Source organism: Streptomyces sp. NPDC031049, from assembly GCF_055571015.1.
Window position 1 is genome coordinate 170333 of the sequence record NZ_JBVIGC010000001.1, and the last position, 18727, is coordinate 189059.

The following is an 18727-nucleotide window of genomic DNA, read 5'->3' on the forward strand; positions in this document are numbered from 1 at the left end:
TGGCGTCATCCCTTCACGGCGCCGGAGGTGAGGCCGGCGGCCATCTTCTTCTGGACGATCATGAAGAACGCGACGACCGGTATCGCGATCAGTGTGGAGGCCGCCATCAGGGCGCCGTAGTCCGTGCCGCGGTCGGTGGTGAAGTTCATGAGCCAGACGTTGAGCGTGTACTTGTCGTTGTCCTGGAGCACGATGTACGCGAGCAGGTACTCGTTCCACGCGTTGATCAGGGAGAAGATCGACGCCGCCGCGAGACCGGGGGCGAGCAGCGGGAAGATCACCCGCCAGAAGGCGCCCATGCGCGAGCAGCCGTCCACCATCGCCGCCTCTTCCAGCTCCTTGGGGACGTTCACGACGAACCCGCGGATCATCCAGGTCGCGAACGGCAGCGTGGAGACGAGGTAGATGATGATCACGCCCCAGTACTCGTTGATCGCGCCGAGGTCGTTCAACTGGATGTAGAGGGGGATGAGCATGGTGGTGGGCGGCAGCAGCTGCACCAGCAGCAACGTGATCATGAAGACCTTGCGGCCGGCGAACCGGAAACGCCCGATGGCGAACGCGGCGATCGTGGACAGGATCATCGCGCCGACGACCGCCGTCACGCAGATGATGAGGCTGGACTGGATCGCCGTGCCGAAGTTGGGCGCCTCGATCGCCCGGGAGAAGTTGTCCAGGGTGAGGGAGGACGGCCACAGCTTCTGGTCGTAGGAGCGGATCTCGTGGTTGGGGCGCAGGGCGCTGACCACGAGCCAGTAGACCGGGAAGGCCATCACCACGAAGGAGACGAGCCCGACGAGGTTGTAGAGGTGCCGGCTGCGCTTCTTGCGGTCGGGCCGGTAGGCGGGCGTCGTCGCGCCCGGCACGGTGGTGGCGGTCGTGTTGCTCACTCGACCTCTCCGATCTTGAGCAGCTGGCGCAGGTAGTAGACGGCCACGCCGGACAGGAGGAGCACGGTGATCAGCGCGATGGCGGCGCCCTGGCTGAAGGAGTTGGACTCGAAGGCCTTCTCGTACGAGTAGAGGCCGAGCAGGTTGTACTCGGGCTCCGGCTTGTTGCCGCGCATGAGGAAGATCTGGCCGAAGACGTTGAAGTCCCAGATCACCGAGAGGGTGGCCACCATCTGGAAGACGGGTTTGATCACGGGCCAGGTCACGTAGCGGAAGACGCCCAGGCGTCCGGCGCCGTCGAGTTCCGCGGCCTCCTGGAGCTCCGCGGGCACCTGGGTGAGCGCCGCGTACAGGGTGACGGCCACGAAGGGCACCGCTCCCCACACCACGACGGCACCGATCATCAGGAAGCCCTGCTTGGGGTCGAGCCACCAGTTGTGGCCCTGGAAGTCGAGACCGAAGTACTCGGTCAGCACCATGTTCACCACGCCGTAGTCGGAGTCGGCGAACCAGCGGAAGATCGAGGTGGCCACGAGCAGCGGCAGCGACCAGGCGGCGATGAGCGCGCCGGTCAGCAGCAGGCGGACGGACTTGGTCATGCGCTGCATGGCGTGGGCGAGGAAGAGGCCGATGGCCATGGTGGCGACGACGCACACGACCATGAACAGGATGGTGCGCCACAGGACGTCGTAGAACTCGCCGTCCCCGAGGATGTTGGTGAACTGCTCCAACCCGACCCACTCGGCGGCCTGGCCGGTCCACAGTTCCCGTCTGCCCACGTCCTGGAAGGACATGATGACCGTCTTGATCAACGGCCAGGCGAACACCGCGGCGAGTGCCACGACGGCCGGCGCGATCAGCAGATAGGGCAGCAGGGGCCCGTTCGTCCACCGGCTTCGCCGGGGCGCGGACGGCGCCGGGCCGTCGCCGCGGGGTGAGTCCGGGACGGACACCTCCGGGCCGGCTGTCTTGATGTCGGCGGCACTCACTGTGCTGGCCTTCCGTTCGAAGGGTTCTGCATCGGAGCGGTGGCCGGCGCGTCGCGGGCAGCCGGCCACTCGACCGGCCCTGCCCGGCCGTACGGCCGGGCAGGGCACCGGAAGTCAACGAGAATCGAGCGGTACGGCTCAGGCGGTCTCGTTGATCAGCGAGTTGATCTCCGCGTCCGCGGCCTTGGTGGCCTCGGCGACCGACTTGCCCTTGAGGATGTCGAGCAGCATCGTCTCGAGGGTCTCCTTCTTCTCGATCGCGGCCCAGCCGGGGGCGATCGGCGTGAACCACGCGTCGGGGACGGCGTTGGCGATCGGCGCCGTCTCCGGCTTGGCCTTGAGCGGCTCGAGCTGCTTGGTGTTGTTCGGCAGGATGTCCTTGGCGGCGAGGGCGGCCTGGGCCTTCTCGTTGGTGAACATCGAGATCCAGTCCTGCGCCAGGTCCTGCTGGTCGGACTTGGAGATGGTGGCCAGGTCGGAGCCGCCGATGAAGGAGGGCAGGGCCTTGCCCTCCGGGCCGGGCATGCCCGCGACGGCGATCTTGTCCTTGAGCTCGGGGTTGCCGTTGGTCTTGGAGTCGACGACGCTGCCGGCCTCCCAGCCGTTGCCGTAGAGCATGGCCGTCTTCTCGTTGGCCATGACGTTGGCGTGGTCCTGCTCGTCCTTGGTCTGGTCGCCGTTGTTGTACTTCTTGACCAGGTCGACGAAGTGCTGGATGCCCTTCTGCGCCTCCGGCGTGGACAGGGCGGCCTTCCACTCCTTGCTGCCCTCGTCGTAGGTGGCGATCTGGCCGCCGTACGCGGCGACGTAGGACATGGCGGCGTACCAGTAGCGGCCCGGCAGGTACAGCGCGGAGAAGGCGTTGTCCTCCTTGTACTCGTCCTGGACCTTGTCGAGGGCCTTGAGCAGGTCGGCCTCGGTCGTCGGCAGCTGGTCGGAACCGGTGCCGGCCTTGAACATGTCCTTGTTGTAGATGGCGACGCGGGCACCGGCGTAGTACGGGACGCAGTACAGCTTGCCCTCGTAGGTGCAGGTGTCCTTGAGACCCTCGATCCAGGTGTCCGAGTTGTCGTACTTCTTGGCGTCGATCTCGCCGAGGGCACCGTTGAGGATGTAGGTCATCGTCTCGGTGTTGCCCAGCTCGACGACGTCCGGGAACTTGTCGCCGGACAGCGCCGCGTCGAGCTTCTTCGTCTTGTCGGCCCACTGCTGGTACTGGACGTTGACCTTGACGCCCGGGTACTTCTTGTTGAAGTCGGCGTTGGCCTGCTCGACCAGCTCCGGCCAGCTGCTCTGGGCGTCGACCATGAGCCAGACGGTGAGTTCGCCCTTGCGGTCCTTCGGGTCCTGATTGGACGCGCCGTCGTCGGACCCCCCGCACGCCGCGATGGAGACCATCATGCCCGCGACACCGATCGCGGATATCAGCTTGCGCTTCACGCCACCCTCCTCAGGGATGCCACAAACCCCCCTGCCTCCCCGCGGTGTGCGTCGACGCGTAAACCGCCTCTGGGGCCGGGACCTGGACCAATGGTGTAGACCAGTACGGGGAGCTTGGCCCAGACCAATAGGGCTGTCAAGGGTGTTCCGACGGGCTCCCGGCGTCCGTGATGCGACCGAGATATGCAGGGACCTTTCATTCCGCAAGCGACAGAACGGGCGCCGCGCCGCCGGGTGTACCACACGCGCCGGCGCGGCGAGGTCGTCCGGACCCGAGGGTGCATACCACCGCCCCCGCACGGCGCGGTGGACTAGACCAACGGGTGCCCCGCGGGTATACAGAAGGGATCACGGAGCGTGCGGGGAACCCCTGGAGAACATGCCGGGAACACCCCGTACGATGCCGTGCCACGATGTGAGCCGTGGCCGATGGAGGGATGTCGGTCGCTTCGGCACCCGGAGCCGGGAAGGCAGAGCATGAGCACCGACGTCAGCAGTGCGGAGAACGAGGGTGGGACGACCGTCCGTACCGCGCGCGTGCCCAAGTACTACCGACTGAAGAAGCATCTGCTCGACATGACGCAGACGCAGGCACCGGGCACACCCGTCCCGCCCGAGCGCACGCTGGCCGCCGAGTTCGACACCTCGCGCACGACGGTCCGCCAGGCCCTCCAGGAGCTGGTGGTCGAGGGCCGGCTGGAGCGGATCCAGGGCAAGGGCACCTTCGTCGCCAAGCCCAAGGTGTCCCAGGCCCTGCAACTCACCTCGTACACCGAGGACATGCGCGCCCAGGGCCTGGAGCCCACCTCACAGCTGCTCGACATCGGCTACATCACCGCCGACGACCGGCTGGCCGGTCTGCTGGACATCGCCACCGGCGGCCGGGTGCTGCGCATCGAGCGGCTGCGCATGGCCAACGGCGAGCCGATGGCCATCGAGACCACGCACCTGAGCGCCAAGCGCTTCCCGGCGCTGCGCCGCAGCCTGGTCAAGTACACGTCCCTGTACACCGCCCTCGCCGAGGTCTACGACGTCCACCTCGCCGAGGCCGAGGAGACCATCGAGACCTCGCTGGCCACCCCGCGCGAGGCCGGCCTGCTCGGCACCGACGTGGGCCTGCCGATGCTGATGCTCTCCCGGCACTCGCTGGACCGCGAGGGGCGGCCGGTGGAGTGGGTGCGCTCGGTGTACCGCGGCGACCGCTACAAGTTCGTGGCCCGGCTGAAGCGGCCCCAGGAGGAGCACTCGTAAGGCTTCCCCGCCCCCGACTCCCCCGGACTCCCCTCCCGGCGCCCGTTCCGCCTTCCGTGGAAGGCCTGTGGAAAGCGGTGCGGATGTGCGGGCGAGGGGTTCCGCTGCCTCGACACCGTCACCTACATTGCCTGCGCATCGCTCCAGGTGATCAGTGAGGGGACGGAGAGCCGCAGATGTCACAAGCCCCACAGGCGGGCAGAGAGCCGGTGGTGACGCCCGTGCGCGTCGTCATCGGCCTCTGCCTCGCCGCACCGTTCGTCGCCATGATGTGGGTCGGTTCCTACACCAGGACCGACCCGGAGTTCATGGGCATCCCGTTCTTCTACTGGTACCAGATGGCGTGGGTGGTCATCTCCACCGCGCTGACGATGGTCGCCTACAAACTCTGGCAGCGTGACCAGCGCGCTCGCCGGGGAGGTGGCGGCAAGTGAACGACGGCGTGAACGGCGTGGCGCTCGGCGTCTTCGTCTTCTTCTTCGTGCTCGTCACCGTCATGGGCTTCCTGGCCGCACGCTGGCGCAGGGCCGCGAACGAGCACAGCCTCGACGAGTGGGGCCTGGGCGGACGCTCCTTCGGCACCTGGATCACCTGGTTCCTGCTGGGCGGCGACCTCTACACGGCGTACACGTTCGTCGCCGTCCCGGCGGCGATCTACGCGGCGGGCGCGGCGGGCTTCTTCGCGGTGCCGTACACCATCCTCGTCTACCCCCTGATCTTCACGTTCCTGCCCCGCCTGTGGTCGGTCTCGCACAAGCACGGCTACGTGACCACCTCCGACTTCGTGCGCGGCCGGTTCGGCTCCAAGGGCCTGTCCCTGGCGGTGGCCCTCACCGGCATCCTGGCGACCATGCCGTACATCGCGCTCCAGCTGGTCGGCATCCAGGCGGTGCTGGACGTCATGGGCATCGGCGGCGGCGAGGACACCAACTGGTTCGTCAAGGACCTGCCGCTGCTGATCGCCTTCGGCGTGCTCGCGGCGTACACCTACTCGTCGGGGCTGCGCGCCCCCGCGCTGATCGCCTTCGTCAAGGACACGCTGATCTACATCGTGATCGCGGTGGCGATCATCTACATCCCGATCAAACTGGGCGGGTTCGACGACATCTTCGCCGCGGCCTCCGACAAGTTCACCGAGACCGGCAAGGGCGGTCTGGTGCCGCCCGAGGCGGGCCAGTGGACGTACGCGACGCTGGCGCTGGGCTCGGCGCTCGCGCTGTTCATGTACCCGCACTCGATCACCGCGACGCTGTCCTCGCGCAGCCGTGAGGTGATCCGGCGCAACACCACGATCCTGCCGCTGTACTCGCTGATGCTGGGCATGCTCGCGCTGCTGGGCTTCATGGCGATCGCGGCCGGGGTGAAGGTGGACAACGGCCAGCTGGCGATCCCGCAGCTGTTCGAGAACATGTTCCCGGCGTGGTTCGCGGGCGTGGCCTTCGCGGCGATCGGCATCGGCGCGCTGGTCCCTGCGGCGATCATGTCCATCGCGGCCGCGAACCTCTTCACCCGCAACATCTACAAGGACTTCATCAAGCCGGACGCCACTCCCAAGGAGGAGACCCGGGTCTCCAAGCTGGTGTCGCTGCTGGTGAAGGTGGGTGCGCTGGTCTTCGTCCTGGGCATGGACAAGACAGTGGCCATCAACTTCCAGCTGCTCGGCGGGATCTGGATCCTTCAGACGTTCCCGGCGCTGGTCGGCGGCCTGTTCACCCGCTGGTTCCACCGCTGGGCGCTGCTGGCGGGCTGGGCGGTCGGCATGATCTACGGCACGCTCGCCGCGTACGGGGTCTCCTCGCCGACGCAGAAGCACTTCGGCGGCTCCTCGGAGGAGATCCCCGGCATCGGCGAGATCGGCTACATCGGGCTCACGGCCTTCGTGTTGAACGTGGTGGTCACGGTGGTGCTCACCCTCGTCCTGCGGGCCGTCAAGGCTCCCGACGGGGTCGACGAGACCAGGCCGGAGGACTACACGGCCGACGCCGGCGATCCGGGCGTACAGGTGGAGCTGCCGCCGGCCACCGCGGGGTCGTCGCACTAGAGGTGTTCTTCGGCCGCGGGTGCGTCGTGGCCGGTTCGGCTGCGGGTTTCGTCGTGGCCGGTCGCGCAGTTCCCCGCGCCCCTTTCGGGGCGCTGTCCACGGGCCGTCGGTGGGAAAACCGGCGGCCCGTTGTCGTACCCCTCGGGCAGACTCGGGCCCATGGACATCGTCATCCGGCGGGCCGACCCCGCCGAGTACTCCGCCGTCGGTGAGATCACCGCGCAGGCCTATCTCCAGGACGGGCTGCTGGACTTCGGGGAGAGCGACGCCTACCTCGGTGAGCTGAGGGACGTGGCGAAGCGGGCGGCGGCGGCCGAGGTGCTGGTCGCCGTGGACGGCGAGCGGCTGCTGGGCGGGGTCACCTTCGTGCCGTCCGGCGGGCCCATGGCGGACATCGCCGGGCCCGGCGAGGCCGAGATACGGATGCTCGCCGTGGACCGGGCCGCCCGTGGCCGGGGTGCCGGCGAGGCCCTCGTGCGGGCCTGCCTGGACCGGGCGCGGACCGTCGAGGGCTGCGTGCGCATCGTGCTGTCGAGCCAGCGCACCATGCACGCCGCGCACCGGATCTACGAACGCCTGGGCTTCGTCCGCACCCCCGAGCGGGACTGGAATCCGCTGCCGGAGCTGGACGACATCATGCTGATCACCTACGGGCTGACGCTCTGACACCACCGGCCCACCGCGGGGCGCCTGGGCCGCTCCCCGCCCAGGACACAACATCTGGGGGTGTCACCGGAACACGGCACAAGATGTATGCTCGTGCTCGCTGTCGCCGCAGGGGAATCCGGTGCGAATCCGGAACTGTCCCGCAACGGTGTACTCGCGTGTGTCCGCACGCCCGTCGTGTGCCCATACGCCTGTTCAGTCCGAGGACCTGCCGACAGTGCACCCGGCCGTCCGGTCCGGGTGCCCTGACGTCCGGGCCTCGCGGAATGGGCCGGTGGACGCGACGCCGCGCGCGCTCGTGAGCTGCCCCCTGCCCTCCGCAAGGCCCCGTGCCGAGCGAGGGAGTGCCCCACGTGACCATCGCGCCAGCCGACCCGGCCTCAGCCGACCCGGTGACGGATGCGCCGACGCCGGTGACCGAGGAGTCCGACGGGCCCGGTGCCGCACTGCTGCGGACCCTGACCGAGCTGACCGCCGACCTCCCCGACGCCGACCCCGGCCGGGTCGCCGCCGCCGCACTGCGCGGCCGGTCCGCCCGCGCCGACGACCGCGAGCTGCGCGAGCTGGCCACGGAGGCCGCCGCCGGCCTGATCTCCGAGGACCCGGCCTACTCCCGGCTGGCCGCCCGGCTGCTGACCATCGGCATCCGCGCCGAGGCCGCGTCCCAGGGCGTGGTCGCCTTCACCGACTCCGTCGCCGTCGGCCACCGCGAGGGCCTGATCGCCGACCGCACCGCCGCGTTCGTCCGGCTGCACGCCGAGCGCCTGGACGCCCTCGTCGACCCGGCCGCCGACGACCGGTTCGGCTACTTCGGGCTGCGCACGCTGCACAGCCGCTACCTGCTCCGGCACCCGGTGACCCGCAAGGTCGTCGAGACGCCGCAGCACTTCCTGCTGCGGGTCGCCGCCGGTCTCGCCGAGGACGACACGCTCCGTTCGGTGGACGAGGTCGCGGACCTCTACGGCCTGATGAGCCGCCTCGACTACCTGCCCTCCTCCCCCACCCTGTTCAACTCCGGCACCCGCCACCCCCAGATGTCGTCCTGCTACCTCCTGGACTCCCCCAGGGACGAGCTGGACTCGATCTACGAGCGCTACCACCAGGTCGCCCGGCTCTCCAAGCACGCCGGCGGCATCGGCCTGTCCTACTCCCGCATCCGCGGCCGGGGTTCGCTGATCCGCGGTACCAACGGGCACTCCAACGGCATCGTCCCGTTCCTGAAGACCCTCGACGCCTCGGTCGCCGCCGTGAACCAGGGCGGCCGGCGCAAGGGTGCCGCGGCGGTCTACCTGGAGACCTGGCACTGCGACATCGAGGAGTTCCTGGAGCTGCGCGACAACACCGGCGAGGACGCCCGGCGCACCCACAACCTCAACCTGGCGCACTGGGTGCCGGACGAGTTCATGCGCCGGGTCGCCGACGACGCGCAGTGGTCGCTGTTCTCGCCGTCGGACGTGCCCGGGCTGGTGGACCTGTGGGGCGAGGAGTTCGACACCGCCTACCGGGAGGCCGAGCGCCGGGGCCTGGCGACGAAGACGCTGCCCGCCCGGGAGCTGTACGGCCGGATGATGCGCACCCTCGCGCAGACCGGCAACGGCTGGATGACCTTCAAGGACGCCGCCAACCGCACCGCCAACCAGACGGCGGAGCCCGGTCACGTCATCCACTCCTCCAACCTCTGCACGGAGATCCTGGAGGTCACCGACGACGGCGAGACCGCGGTCTGCAACCTGGGCTCGGTCAACCTCGGCGCGTTCGCCGACCCGGCCGCCGGGGACCTCGACTGGGAGCGGCTGGACGCCACCGTCCGCACCGCCGTCACCTTCCTCGACCGGGTGGTGGACATCAACTTCTACCCGACCGACCAGGCGGGCCGCTCCAACGCCAGGTGGCGGCCGGTGGGGCTCGGTGTGATGGGCCTCCAGGACGTCTTCTTCGCCCTGCGGCTGCCGTTCGACTCACCGGAGGCCAAGCGGCTCTCCACCCGGATCGCCGAACGGATCATGCTCGCCGCCTACGAGGCGTCCGCCGGCCTGGCCGAGCGCAACGGCCCGCTGCCCGCCTGGGAGAAGACCCGCACCGCCCGCGGGGTCCTGCACCCCGACCACTACGACGCGGAGCTGAACTGGCCGGAGCGCTGGGCGGCGCTGCGGGAGCGGATCGCGACCACCGGCCTGCGCAACTCCCTGCTGCTCGCCATCGCGCCCACCGCCACGATCGCCTCGATCGCCGGCGTCTACGAGTGCATCGAGCCGCAGGTGTCCAACCTGTTCAAGCGCGAGACCCTGTCCGGGGAGTTCCTCCAGGTCAACTCCTACCTGGTGGACGACCTCAAGCGGCTCGGCGTCTGGGACGCCCGCACCCGGGAGGCGCTGCGCGAGGCGAACGGCTCGGTGCAGGAGTTCACCTGGATCCCCGAGGACGTGCGCGCGCTGTACCGCACGGCGTGGGAGATCCCGCAGCGCGCGCTGATCGACATGGCCGCCGCCCGTACGCCCTTCCTGGACCAGGCCCAGTCCCTGAACCTGTTCCTCGAGACGCCGACCATCGGCAAGCTCTCCTCGATGTACGCCTACGCCTGGAAGTCCGGGCTGAAGACGACGTACTACCTGCGCTCCCGCCCGGCGACCCGGATCGCCCGCGCGGCCCGCGCCGCCACCCCCGCCCAGGCGGCCCCGGACCCCGAGGCCGTCGCCTGCTCCCTGGAAAACCCCGAGTCCTGCGAGGCCTGCCAGTGACCACCAGCACCACCCGAGCCCGGAACCTCCTCGACCCGGGCTTCGAGCTGACCCTGCGCCCGATGCGCTACCCCGACTTCTACGAGCGCTACCGGGACGCCATCAAGAACACCTGGACCGTGGAGGAGGTCGACCTCCACTCGGACGTCGCCGACCTCGCCAAGCTCTCGCCCGGCGAGCAGCACCTGATCGGACGTCTGGTCGCCTTCTTCGCGACGGGCGACTCGATCGTGGCGAACAACCTGGTGCTGACCCTGTACAAGCACATCAACTCGCCCGAGGCGCGGCTGTACCTGAGCCGGCAGCTGTTCGAGGAGGCCGTGCACGTCCAGTTCTATCTGACGCTGCTCGACACCTACCTGCCCGACCCGGACGACCGCGCCGCCGCGTTCGCGGCCGTGGAGAACATCCCCTCGATCCGCGAGAAGGCCGAGTTCTGCTTCCGGTGGATGGACTCGGTCGAGGAGATCGACCGGCTCGAGTCCCGGTCGGACCGGCGCCGTTTCCTGCTCAACCTGATCTGCTTCGCGGCGTGCATCGAGGGCCTGTTCTTCTACGGCGCCTTCGCCTACGTGTACTGGTTCCGCAGCCGCGGCCTGCTGCACGGCCTGGCCACCGGCACCAACTGGGTGTTCCGCGACGAGACGATGCACATGTCCTTCGCCTTCGACGTGGTCGACACCGTCCGCAAGGAGGAGCCGGACCTCTTCGACGACCGGCTCCAGGAGCAGGTCACCGACATGCTGAGGGAGGCCGTCGAGGCCGAGCTGCAATTCGCGCGCGACCTGTGCGGTGACGGCCTCCCGGGCATGAACACCGACTCGATGCGGCAGTACCTGGAGTGCGTCGCCGACCAGCGGCTGACCCGCCTCGGCTTCGCCCCGGTGTACGGCTCGGAGAACCCCTTCTCCTTCATGGAGCTCCAGGGGGTTCAGGAGCTGACCAACTTCTTCGAGCGGCGTCCCTCGGCGTACCAGGTGGCGGTGGAGGGCACCGTCGACCTGGACGAGGACTTCTGAGGGGTCTCCTCTCCCTCCCGGTCCTCCCGCTGGGCCTCCCTGAGCTGACGGTCGATGCGCCGGTCGCGCACGATGCCGATCAGCGAGGGGAGGACCATGAGGACGAGGAGTCCGAAGGTCACGAGCATGCCGATCAGTGCTTCGATCTGGTTTCCGGTCATGACACCACTGTCGCGCCGGATGCTCCTTACCGGGAGTGGCAGGACTGCCGTAACACCTCGATTTCCTGCCATCGGCGAGGCACACTGGCAGCATGCTGAACAACGTGGCCGCCGTCCTGCTGGACGGGGTGCACCCTTTCGAACTCGGTGTCCTCTGCGAGGTCTTCGGCGTCGACCGCAGCGACGACGGACTGCCGGTCTACGACTTCGCGGTGGTCTCGGCGGAGGGCCCGGCGCTGGGCACCCACGTCGGCGGGCTGACCGTCTCCACGCCCTACGGCCTGGACCGGCTGGAGGCGGCCGACCTGATCGCGGTCCCCGCCGGGAGCGACTACGCCCGGCGGGAGTACCCGCCCGAGCTGCTGGACGCCCTGCGCCGGGCCGTGGACCGGGGGGCACGTGTGCTCAGCGTGTGCTCCGGCGTCTTCGTGCTCGGCGCCGCCGGCCTGCTGGACGGCCGGCGCTGCGCGGCCCACTGGCACCACGCGGCCGACCTGGCCCGGCATTTCCCACGGGCCACGGTCGAGGCGGACGTGCTCTACGTCGACGAGGACCCGGTGGTCACCTCGGCCGGCACGGCCGCCGGGATCGACGCCTGTCTGCACCTGGTCCGCAAGGAGCAGGGCCCGGAGGTCGCCAACAAGATCGCCCGCCGGATGGTCGTCCCGCCGCACCGGGACGGCGGGCAGGCGCAGTACATCGAGCGGCCGCTGCCCCGCTCCTCCTGCGACACCGTGGGCGAGGTGCTGGCCTGGATGGAACGCCACCTCGACCAGGAGGTCACGGTCGAGCAGCTGGCCGAGCGCGCCCACATGTCCCCGCGCACCTTCGCCCGCCGCTTCCAGCAGGAGACGGGCACGACTCCCTACCGCTGGCTGCTGCGCCAGCGGGTGCTGCTGGCCCAGCGGCTGCTGGAGGCGACGGACGAGACGATGGACACCATCGCGTGGCGGACGGGGTTCGGTACGGCGGCGGCACTGCGGCACCAGTTCGTCCGGACGCTCGGCACCACCCCGCACGCCTACCGGCGCACGTTCCGGGGCCCGCAGGCCGCCTGACCGTGCGCCGGGGCGCCGGTCAGCGCGGCAGGGCGCGCAGCATCAGGCGGCGGGGCCGCAGCGTGATGCCGATGCGGGGCCGGGGATCGGAGCCGGGCGCCTGCTCGAACCGGTAGTTCGCGGCGATCGCCGCCGTGATCAGCGTGAGCTCCGCCATCGAGAAGTGGTCGCTGGGGCACTTGCGGTTGCCCACGCTGAACGGGCTCATGGCGTACTTGGGCACGTCTTTCGCCCGCTCCGGCAGCCAGCGCTCGGGGTCGAACTCCTCGTGCCGGTCGTAGGACCGCCGGTCGCGCTGGATGGCGTACGGGCTGTAGATGACGTCCGCACCTTCCGGAATGCGGAATCCACCCAGCTCCGTCTCGGTCACCGTGCGCCGCGTCAGTATCCATACCGCCGGATACAGTCGCATCGTCTCGACGACCACATTCGCGGTGTACGTCAGCTTTCGGACGTCCTCGAATGCGACCGGGCGGTCACCGGCGACCGCTTTCACCTCGTCGCGGATCTTGTCCCCGAGTTCCGGGTGCTCGGCGAGAACCAGGAGAAGGGACATGATTGTGGAACCCACCGTTTCGCTTCCGGGGGTGAGGATCGCGATGACCTGATCGTGGATCTCCTGTTCCCCGATGGGCTCGCCATTCTCGTCCGTGGCGTCCAGCAAAGCCGTCAGCAAATCGTCCGGCTTTTGACCGCTTGCCCGGCGGTCGGCGATGATCTCGTCCACGAGGAGGTGCAAATCGGCCAGCGCCCGGTTGAATTCCCGGTTGGCCGGAACCGGCACCCTATAAAGCGGTCCGAGTGGGACGACCATGCGCTGGTACATGCCGCTGAAGAGGGTGGCGAGGGCGGTGCATATGCGCTCGGCGCGTGCGTCCATGTAGCTGCCCCGCATCAGGCAGCGGGCGGCGACCCGGACGGCCACCCGGAAGGACTCGGCGGTGACGTCCAGCACCTGGCCGGAGCGCCAGCGCTCCACGAGCGCGTACGCCTCCTCGGCCATGATCGGTCCGTACGCGGGAATGGCGTCGAGCCGGAACGCGGGCTGGATGGTGCGCCGCTGGCGCCGGTGCAGCGGGCCGTTGGCGGTGGCCACGCCCTCCTTGCCGAGCAGGCTCTCCAGGGACTCCCACAGGGGACCGGCGATGATGTAGTCGGGGCTCAGCGCCAGGGCGCCGGTGAGGGCCGGCGTGGTGACGGCGTACACCGTCTTCGGGCCGAGCTTGATCCGGACCACGTCTCCGTGGTCGCGCAGCTGGGCCATGAAGGCCAGCGGGTCGCGGACCAGCTTCCAGCCGTGGCCGAGGAGCGGGACGCCACCGCCCGCCACGGGCGGTTCGCGCAGGGCGGCCGTCCGGCCGTCCCGGGTCTCGGGGTGTGCGGAGTCGAGGGTCATTTCTCACCTGCCGCTTCGTTGTTGACGTACGGGGGCGTGGAGCGGTCGTCCCAGGCGTCGACCGTGTACCGGCCGGACTCGTGGTGGAACCAGTAGACCGAACTGAACCAGTTCCGCATATTGCCCACACAGGCCCGCACCGCGACGCCGAGTTCCTTTCCGCGCACCGTGCCGTCGGCGAGTTCGTCGGCGAGCCGTAATGCCTCCTGCTCGGCCTCGAGGAATTCGGATATGCATTCCTCTACGCGTCGCCGGACTTCCACGATCGCCTCTTCGAGGGTCAGCCCCTCATGAGTGATGAGACTGATCCCGAGATTGTGCACCTCATCGCCCGCAATTTCCTTGGGCAGTGAGCAGAGGTCGTTGTACCAGGCGGCGAATTCCTGGCTCAGCAGCGCGGCCCGCCTGAATGCCGGGTGTTTTCGCACCGGGTCGGGGAGTTCGCAACCCGCGCTCGGCTCCAGCAGGTCGGTCCAGATCCAGTGCGCGAAGGTGAGCCGGCGCAGCTCCAGATACTCCTGCACGCCCGGGACGATGCCGTGGCTCCGGTTGTGGAACTCCCGGTCGTACGCCTCGATCACCGTGTGGAAGTGCCGGGCGAACCGGGCGTTCCAGGTGGCGGGCAGGAAGGAGTACAGCCGCGCCACACTGTCGGCGAACCCGGCGACCAGCGGGTCCTCGTGGTGCAGGTGGTGCTGCGGTGAGTCCAGTGCCGTGTGCAGCCTCTGCCGCAGCCGCCGCCAGGCGGCGGGCCGGCCGTGCACGATGTCGCGGTCGTGCCGGTCGTCCCAGACGAAGAACCAGGCGCTGTAGTCGGCTATCGCCTGGAGCACCTCGTCGGGGGCACCGAGGTAGTACCCCGCCATGAGGTCCGTGTAGCACAGGCCATCGGCATATTCCGCGACCTTGTCCGCGGACATCAGCCGCTTTTCCAGCAACCAGGTACGCGTCTTCTCCTGGAGCTTTGGCCAATAATCATGGAGCTGCCGGGGAAACGCTGCCTCGATCACGGGCAGACGGAGCGATGACGGAACTGCGATCGCCGTCGGTGTCGATGTGGTGCCGTGTGAGAAAGCATGCACGAACAGACCCCTCTCTCAGCCGCCGATGGCGCACCCCTCCCGCTGAGCGGGGCGTGCGCCGTTGCGTATCCCCGCCGTTCCCATTGAGCACTACAACTGACCGTTCTGGGAACGGATTTGCTCCATTCACTACCCCGGGGTGCCGGGATTCTCCTGTTGTGTGGCAGGTTCCCGATCACCAGGAGAGCAACGGGCGTCGAACACACGACGGCAGGACGAACGGCGCCCGCTCGGAGGGATCGAACGGGCGCCGTGCAAGAAGAGGCCGGGGAGGCTGACGGGGATGTCCCCGCGCAGCGGTCAGTCGTTGGCGACCACGGGGTAGCGCGGCTCGTTCTCGGCCATCTGCCGCAGCGCGTCCTTGCGTTCACGCTTGGAGAGCCGGTCGATGTAGAGGTACCCGTACAGGTGGTCGGTCTCGTGCTGCAAACACCGTGCGAAGTAGCCGGTGCCGCGCACCTTGATCGGGTTGCCCTTCTCGTCCTGCCCGGTCACCTCGGCGTAGTCGGGTCGGGCGAGCGGCGCGTAGGCGGTCGGCACGGACAGGCAGCCCTCGTTGCTGTCGTCCAGGCGGCGCCGCTCGGCGGGCAGTTCGACGAGCCGGGGGTTGCAGACCACGCCGACGTGCCGGACGCCCTCGTCGTCGGGGCAGTCGTAGACGAACACCTTCAGGTCGACGCCGATCTGGTTGGCGGCCAGGCCCACGCCCTCGGCGGTGCGCTGGCTGGCGAACATGTCGGCGACCAGTTGCTGGAACTCCTCGCCGAAGTCGGTGACGTCCTTGCACTCCTTGTGCAGCACCGGGTTGCCGACCACCGTGATGGGCCGTGAGGTGCCGCGCTCGCGCCACGCCGTCTCGCGCTCCTCGCAGTCCTCCGTGTCGATGACGTACCCCTCGTCGTCCACCGGGAGCACGCCCGCGTTCTGCTGATCGGTGTCCTGCTGCGCCATGACCGACGTACGCCTTCCTCACTGAAACGGGGGTTACTGCTCGATACAGGGTACGGGCAACGCGCGCCTGGAAGGGGCGCGGGACCGTGCCGGCCCGCGGCCCCACCGCCCTGCGCGCGACCAGCCACGACGACCCCGCACCCGGTGCGGGAGATCAGCACACCTCTTCCAGATCCCGCCAGTCCCGGGAGTCCGGACTGTCCGCGACCCAGCCGTCCAGCAGCCCCCGTACCAGGGACGCCGGCGCCGCCACCCCGCACTCCCGCTCCGGCACCCACAACTGCCCGTCGGTCCGGTGGCCGAGCGGCCCGGGATGCCCCGGCTCGCTGTGGTCGTGCGGGTCGAGGTGCTCGCCGTCGCCCTCGTCCGACGGCATCCGGGACTCCGAGCACATCCGGCACAGCAGCCGCACGGACGACGACCAGTCCTCGGCCGCGAAGCCCGCGTCGGCGGCCAGCTGTTCCAGGGCGTCCCGGTCGGCCTCGGTGGCCGCCTCCAGCAGCACCACCCAGGTGGGCACCGGCGACGGCGCCCACAGCTCGATCTCGTCGAAGACCGGGAAGGAGTGCCCGGCCGCGGTGGTCCGCTCGCCGTGCGGCACCCCGTCGTGCAGGACGACCTCGCCCCAGCGCCGCCCCGAGGACGGCAGCGGGATCGACAGCACCTCGATCCGGGCGGGGTCCAGCCGCCGCCCCCACACCACCTCGGCCTCCCCTTCGGGGGACAGCCGGACGGCCGCGCTGCCCAGTTCCATCCCGGCCGGCTCCCCGGAGTCCGTGGCCCCGCCGGGCATCCGCAGCCCGTACGCCTGCCAGGCCCGGCGGGCCAGCGGCCAGTCCTGGAGGGCGGTCGCGGCGATGCCGACGTTCCACCAGTCGGGCGCCCCGGTGTCCCGGTCGAGCAGCGCGACGGCCCGCAGACCGGCGGTGCGCGCCTGCTCCCAGTCGTGCCGGAACTTGTGCAGCAGCGCGAGGTTGAACCACGACTCCGACAGCCAGGGCTCCAGATCGGCGGCCCGTGTCAGCAGTGCCCCCGCGTCCTCGTAGCGACCGTCGCCGATCAGCGTGAACGCGCGGTCGGTGGCCTGCCGCCAGGAGGCGGAGGGCCGGTGCCGTCCCTTGCCGAAGATCCTCACGATTCCCGCCTGCCAGTTCCGTTCAGTGGGCTGGCTGTGCCGTTCTGCGCCCCCGGACACCCTCTCCTGCGCATCAAACCACGTACGGCTGGAGGGGCGCTCATTACCCATGGGTTACCCAACCACACGGGACGTAAGACAGCCCCGGGACAGCACACGGGCCAGGGATTCCACGACGTCGGGGGCGTAGTCGCCGGCCGTGCCGAGGCGCAGTTCCTCCAGTGCCGCGAGGGCCCCGCCGGGACCGGCGTCGCGCACCTTCTCCTCGTAGGCGTTGACCGCCCGGACGATCCGCGCGGCGACGGGCTGCTCGCGGTAGGGGTCGGCCTGCCGCTCGACGACCACCGCGACGGCCGGGTCGACGCCGGTCTGGCGGACCACGGCGCCGCCGAGCAGCGCGATCCGGCGCCGTTCGGCGGCGGGCAGTGCGGCGGTGGCGCCCGCCGGGACCGGGTCGACCAGGCTGAGCTGCCCGATGTCGTGCATGAGGGCGGCGTACTCCAGCACGGTCAGTTCCGGCCCGGACAGTCCCAGGTCCCGTCCGACGGCGCCGCTGAGCGCGGCGACGCGGCGGGCGTGCCCGGTCGGCGTGTACCCGGCGATCTCGGTCGCCCGGGCCAGCGAGGCGATGGTCTGCCGGTAGGTGGCGCGGACGGCCGCGTAGCGCCGGTAGGACAGCTGGGTGAGCAGCAGCGGCACCGAGAAGACGGGCAGTGCCCACAGCCCGACGACGGCCACCGCGAGTGCCATCACCGCGCCGGTGGCGCACACCGCGGAGGTGATTCCGCCCATGCTGCGCAGTTCCTCGCGCAGCAGCGGGCCGAACGGCCAGCCGGTGCGGGCGTGCGCGGGCGCCGCGGCGAGCACGGCGTCGCACAGGGCGGTCAGGGTCAGCAGGACGAGCAGCAGCAGCGCGTAGACGTGGCCGTCCAGGTCGCGCAGGGCGCCCGCGTTGAACAGGGGCTGGAAGCACACGGCGGCGAAGGCGACGGTGAGCACCCGGCGCGCGAGGTGGTCCAGGCCGGCCCCGCGCCCCCGCGCGATGTGCGGCACGCTGCCGAGCAGCGAGGCGGCGAGCACGACGGCGACGGTCTCGGCGACGCCGTGCCCGGTGGGCCGGCCGGCGTTCTCCCCCAGCAGGGCGTACGCCAGTGCCCCGGCGGTCCCGAGCGGAGCGGACTCCCGGACCTCGGCGCCGGGCCGGCGGGTCAGCTCACCGACCGCGATCAACGCGCCGAATGCCAGCGCGACGGGACGCTCGGAGAGCCCGGTCCACAGCACGGACAGCAGACAGCACAGAGCGACGCAGCCGGCACCGGCATGGATCAGCAGGGGAACGACGACGGCCCGCGAGTACGTCATGCCGGCCCCCGCCCGGCGCGACCCGGCCACCGGGCGGGGGCCGGCCGCCCGGCGGAGCCCCACCGTCCGGCGCCACCCCGCCATCCGGCGCCGCCACACCCTCCGGCGGCGCTCCGTTGTCGGGTGTCACCCCGCCATACGGCACCACGGCGCCCCCCTGCGCCGCCCCACCTTCCGGCACCGCCACGCCTTCCGGCGGCGCTCCGCCACCCGGCACCACCGCACCCTCCGGCGGCGCCGCGCCACCCGGCGCCGCCGCGCCCCCCGGCGGCGTTCCGTTGCCCGGCGGCGTTCCGTTGCCCGGCGGCGTTCCGTTGCCCGGCGGCGTTCCGTTGCCCGGCGGCGTTCCGTTGCCCGGCGTCACCCCGCCCCCCGGCGCCGACCCACCTTCCGGCACCGCCACGCCTTCCGGCGGCGCCCCGCCACCCGGCACCACCGCACCCTCCGGCGGCGCCGCGCCATCCGGCGCGCGGTGTCCCGCGGCGGCCGACCGGCTCGTCCGGCGTTCTCGCGGTCCGGTGCGCAGGCCGGTGCGCTCGTGTTCTCGC

General features: G+C 70.2%; 16 protein-coding genes and 1 riboswitch. Of the genes, 7 read left to right on the forward strand and 9 right to left on the reverse strand.

Annotation, left to right across the window (positions count from 1 at the left end; all coding sequences use genetic code 11):
* Positions 1–5 precede the first annotated feature (5 nt).
* The 3 genes from ACZ45Q_RS00760 to ACZ45Q_RS00770 all read right to left on the reverse strand — a co-directional run bounded on the left by ACZ45Q_RS00760 (position 6) and on the right by ACZ45Q_RS00770 (position 3319).
* On the reverse strand, positions 6–890 hold the full coding sequence (locus ACZ45Q_RS00760; protein WP_468253619.1) for a carbohydrate ABC transporter permease: 885 nt from the start codon (positions 888–890) through the stop codon (positions 6–8).
* A complete protein-coding gene (locus ACZ45Q_RS00765; RefSeq protein WP_468253620.1) occupies positions 887–1879 on the reverse strand; it encodes a carbohydrate ABC transporter permease in 993 nt (330 codons plus the stop codon). The genes ACZ45Q_RS00760 and ACZ45Q_RS00765 overlap by 4 nt, the downstream gene beginning before the upstream one ends.
* 138 nt (positions 1880–2017) lie before the next feature.
* On the reverse strand, positions 2018–3319 hold the full coding sequence (locus ACZ45Q_RS00770; RefSeq protein ID WP_468253621.1) for a sugar ABC transporter substrate-binding protein: 1302 nt from the start codon (positions 3317–3319) through the stop codon (positions 2018–2020).
* Positions 3320–3796: 477 nt separating this feature from the next.
* Between ACZ45Q_RS00770 and ACZ45Q_RS00775 the strand changes: the two genes are divergently transcribed.
* The 6 genes from ACZ45Q_RS00775 (at position 3797) to ACZ45Q_RS00800 (ending at position 11034) form a co-directional block, all read left to right on the forward strand.
* Positions 3797–4570 carry a GntR family transcriptional regulator gene (locus tag ACZ45Q_RS00775; RefSeq protein WP_468253622.1) on the forward strand — a complete coding sequence of 258 codons (774 nt, stop codon included), beginning with the start codon at positions 3797–3799 and terminating at the stop codon, positions 4568–4570.
* Positions 4571–4746: 176 nt separating this feature from the next.
* Complete coding sequence (locus tag ACZ45Q_RS00780) at positions 4747–5004, forward strand: DUF3311 domain-containing protein (RefSeq protein ID WP_468253623.1); 258 nt, start codon at positions 4747–4749, stop codon at positions 5002–5004.
* Positions 5001–6611: a monocarboxylate uptake permease MctP gene (gene mctP, locus ACZ45Q_RS00785; protein ID WP_468253624.1), complete on the forward strand. Its 1611-nt coding sequence runs from the start codon at positions 5001–5003 to the stop codon at positions 6609–6611. The genes ACZ45Q_RS00780 and mctP overlap by 4 nt, the downstream gene beginning before the upstream one ends.
* A gap of 159 nt (positions 6612–6770) precedes the next feature.
* Positions 6771–7277 (forward strand): GNAT family N-acetyltransferase, encoded by a 507-nt coding sequence (locus ACZ45Q_RS00790; RefSeq protein ID WP_468253625.1) that lies wholly within the window; start codon positions 6771–6773, stop codon positions 7275–7277.
* An 87-nt stretch (positions 7278–7364) separates the two neighbouring features.
* Positions 7365–7507, forward strand: a riboswitch (cobalamin riboswitch).
* A 123-nt stretch (positions 7508–7630) separates the two neighbouring features.
* Entirely contained in the window at positions 7631–10015 is a 2385-nt protein-coding gene (locus tag ACZ45Q_RS00795) for a ribonucleoside-diphosphate reductase subunit alpha (RefSeq protein ID WP_468253626.1), read from the forward strand.
* 62 nt (positions 10016–10077) lie between these two features.
* Entirely contained in the window at positions 10078–11034 is a 957-nt protein-coding gene (locus tag ACZ45Q_RS00800) for a ribonucleotide-diphosphate reductase subunit beta (protein ID WP_468254267.1), read from the forward strand.
* Here the strand turns inward: ACZ45Q_RS00800 and ACZ45Q_RS00805 are convergent.
* Positions 10947–11195, reverse strand: a complete 249-nt coding sequence (locus ACZ45Q_RS00805) for a hypothetical protein (RefSeq protein WP_468253627.1) — start codon at positions 11193–11195, stop codon at positions 10947–10949. The two genes, ACZ45Q_RS00800 and ACZ45Q_RS00805, sit on opposite strands and share 88 nt — an antisense overlap.
* 92 nt (positions 11196–11287) lie before the next feature.
* On the opposite strand from ACZ45Q_RS00805, the gene ACZ45Q_RS00810 reads away from it, so the two are divergent.
* Positions 11288–12253 carry a GlxA family transcriptional regulator gene (locus ACZ45Q_RS00810; protein ID WP_468253628.1) on the forward strand — a complete coding sequence of 322 codons (966 nt, stop codon included), beginning with the start codon at positions 11288–11290 and terminating at the stop codon, positions 12251–12253.
* A gap of 19 nt (positions 12254–12272) precedes the next feature.
* On the opposite strand, the gene ACZ45Q_RS00815 is transcribed toward ACZ45Q_RS00810, so the two are convergent.
* The 5 genes from ACZ45Q_RS00815 to ACZ45Q_RS00835 form a co-directional block, all read right to left on the reverse strand.
* On the reverse strand, positions 12273–13649 hold the full coding sequence (locus ACZ45Q_RS00815) for a bifunctional albaflavenone monooxygenase/terpene synthase (protein WP_468253629.1): 1377 nt from the start codon (positions 13647–13649) through the stop codon (positions 12273–12275).
* Complete coding sequence (cyc1, locus tag ACZ45Q_RS00820) at positions 13646–14731, reverse strand: epi-isozizaene synthase (protein ID WP_468253630.1); 1086 nt, start codon at positions 14729–14731, stop codon at positions 13646–13648. Before cyc1 ends, ACZ45Q_RS00815 begins: the two co-directional genes overlap by 4 nt.
* A 300-nt stretch (positions 14732–15031) precedes the next feature.
* On the reverse strand, positions 15032–15682 hold the full coding sequence (gene def, locus ACZ45Q_RS00825) for a peptide deformylase (RefSeq protein WP_468253631.1): 651 nt from the start codon (positions 15680–15682) through the stop codon (positions 15032–15034).
* 154 nt (positions 15683–15836) lie between these two features.
* Positions 15837–16817, reverse strand: a complete 981-nt coding sequence (locus tag ACZ45Q_RS00830; protein WP_468253632.1) for a tetratricopeptide repeat protein — start codon at positions 16815–16817, stop codon at positions 15837–15839.
* 114 nt (positions 16818–16931) lie between these two features.
* The gene (locus ACZ45Q_RS00835; protein ID WP_468253633.1) at positions 16932–18179 is read right to left on the reverse strand and encodes an HD-GYP domain-containing protein; all 1248 of its coding nucleotides are present in this window, start codon (positions 18177–18179) and stop codon (positions 16932–16934) included.
* Between the last annotated feature and the right edge of the window lie 548 nt (positions 18180–18727).

Bases quoted from the DNA above. Each gene is read 5' to 3' on its own strand.
- ACZ45Q_RS00815 (WP_468253629.1), bottom strand. From the start codon at position 13,649: ATGACCCTCGACTCCGCACACCCCGAGACCCGGGACGGCCGGACGGCC.
- ACZ45Q_RS00805 (WP_468253627.1), bottom strand. From the start codon at position 11,195: ATGACCGGAAACCAGATCGAAGCACTGATCGGCATGCTCGTGACCTTC.
- ACZ45Q_RS00810 (WP_468253628.1), top strand. From the start codon at position 11,288: ATGCTGAACAACGTGGCCGCCGTCCTGCTGGACGGGGTGCACCCTTTC.
- ACZ45Q_RS00790 (WP_468253625.1), top strand. From the start codon at position 6,771: ATGGACATCGTCATCCGGCGGGCCGACCCCGCCGAGTACTCCGCCGTC.
- ACZ45Q_RS00835 (WP_468253633.1), bottom strand. From the start codon at position 18,179: ATGACGTACTCGCGGGCCGTCGTCGTTCCCCTGCTGATCCATGCCGGT.
- ACZ45Q_RS00800 (WP_468254267.1), top strand. From the start codon at position 10,078: ATGCGCTACCCCGACTTCTACGAGCGCTACCGGGACGCCATCAAGAAC.
- def (WP_468253631.1), bottom strand. From the start codon at position 15,682: ATGGCGCAGCAGGACACCGATCAGCAGAACGCGGGCGTGCTCCCGGTG.
- ACZ45Q_RS00775 (WP_468253622.1), top strand. From the start codon at position 3,797: ATGAGCACCGACGTCAGCAGTGCGGAGAACGAGGGTGGGACGACCGTC.
- ACZ45Q_RS00780 (WP_468253623.1), top strand. From the start codon at position 4,747: ATGTCACAAGCCCCACAGGCGGGCAGAGAGCCGGTGGTGACGCCCGTG.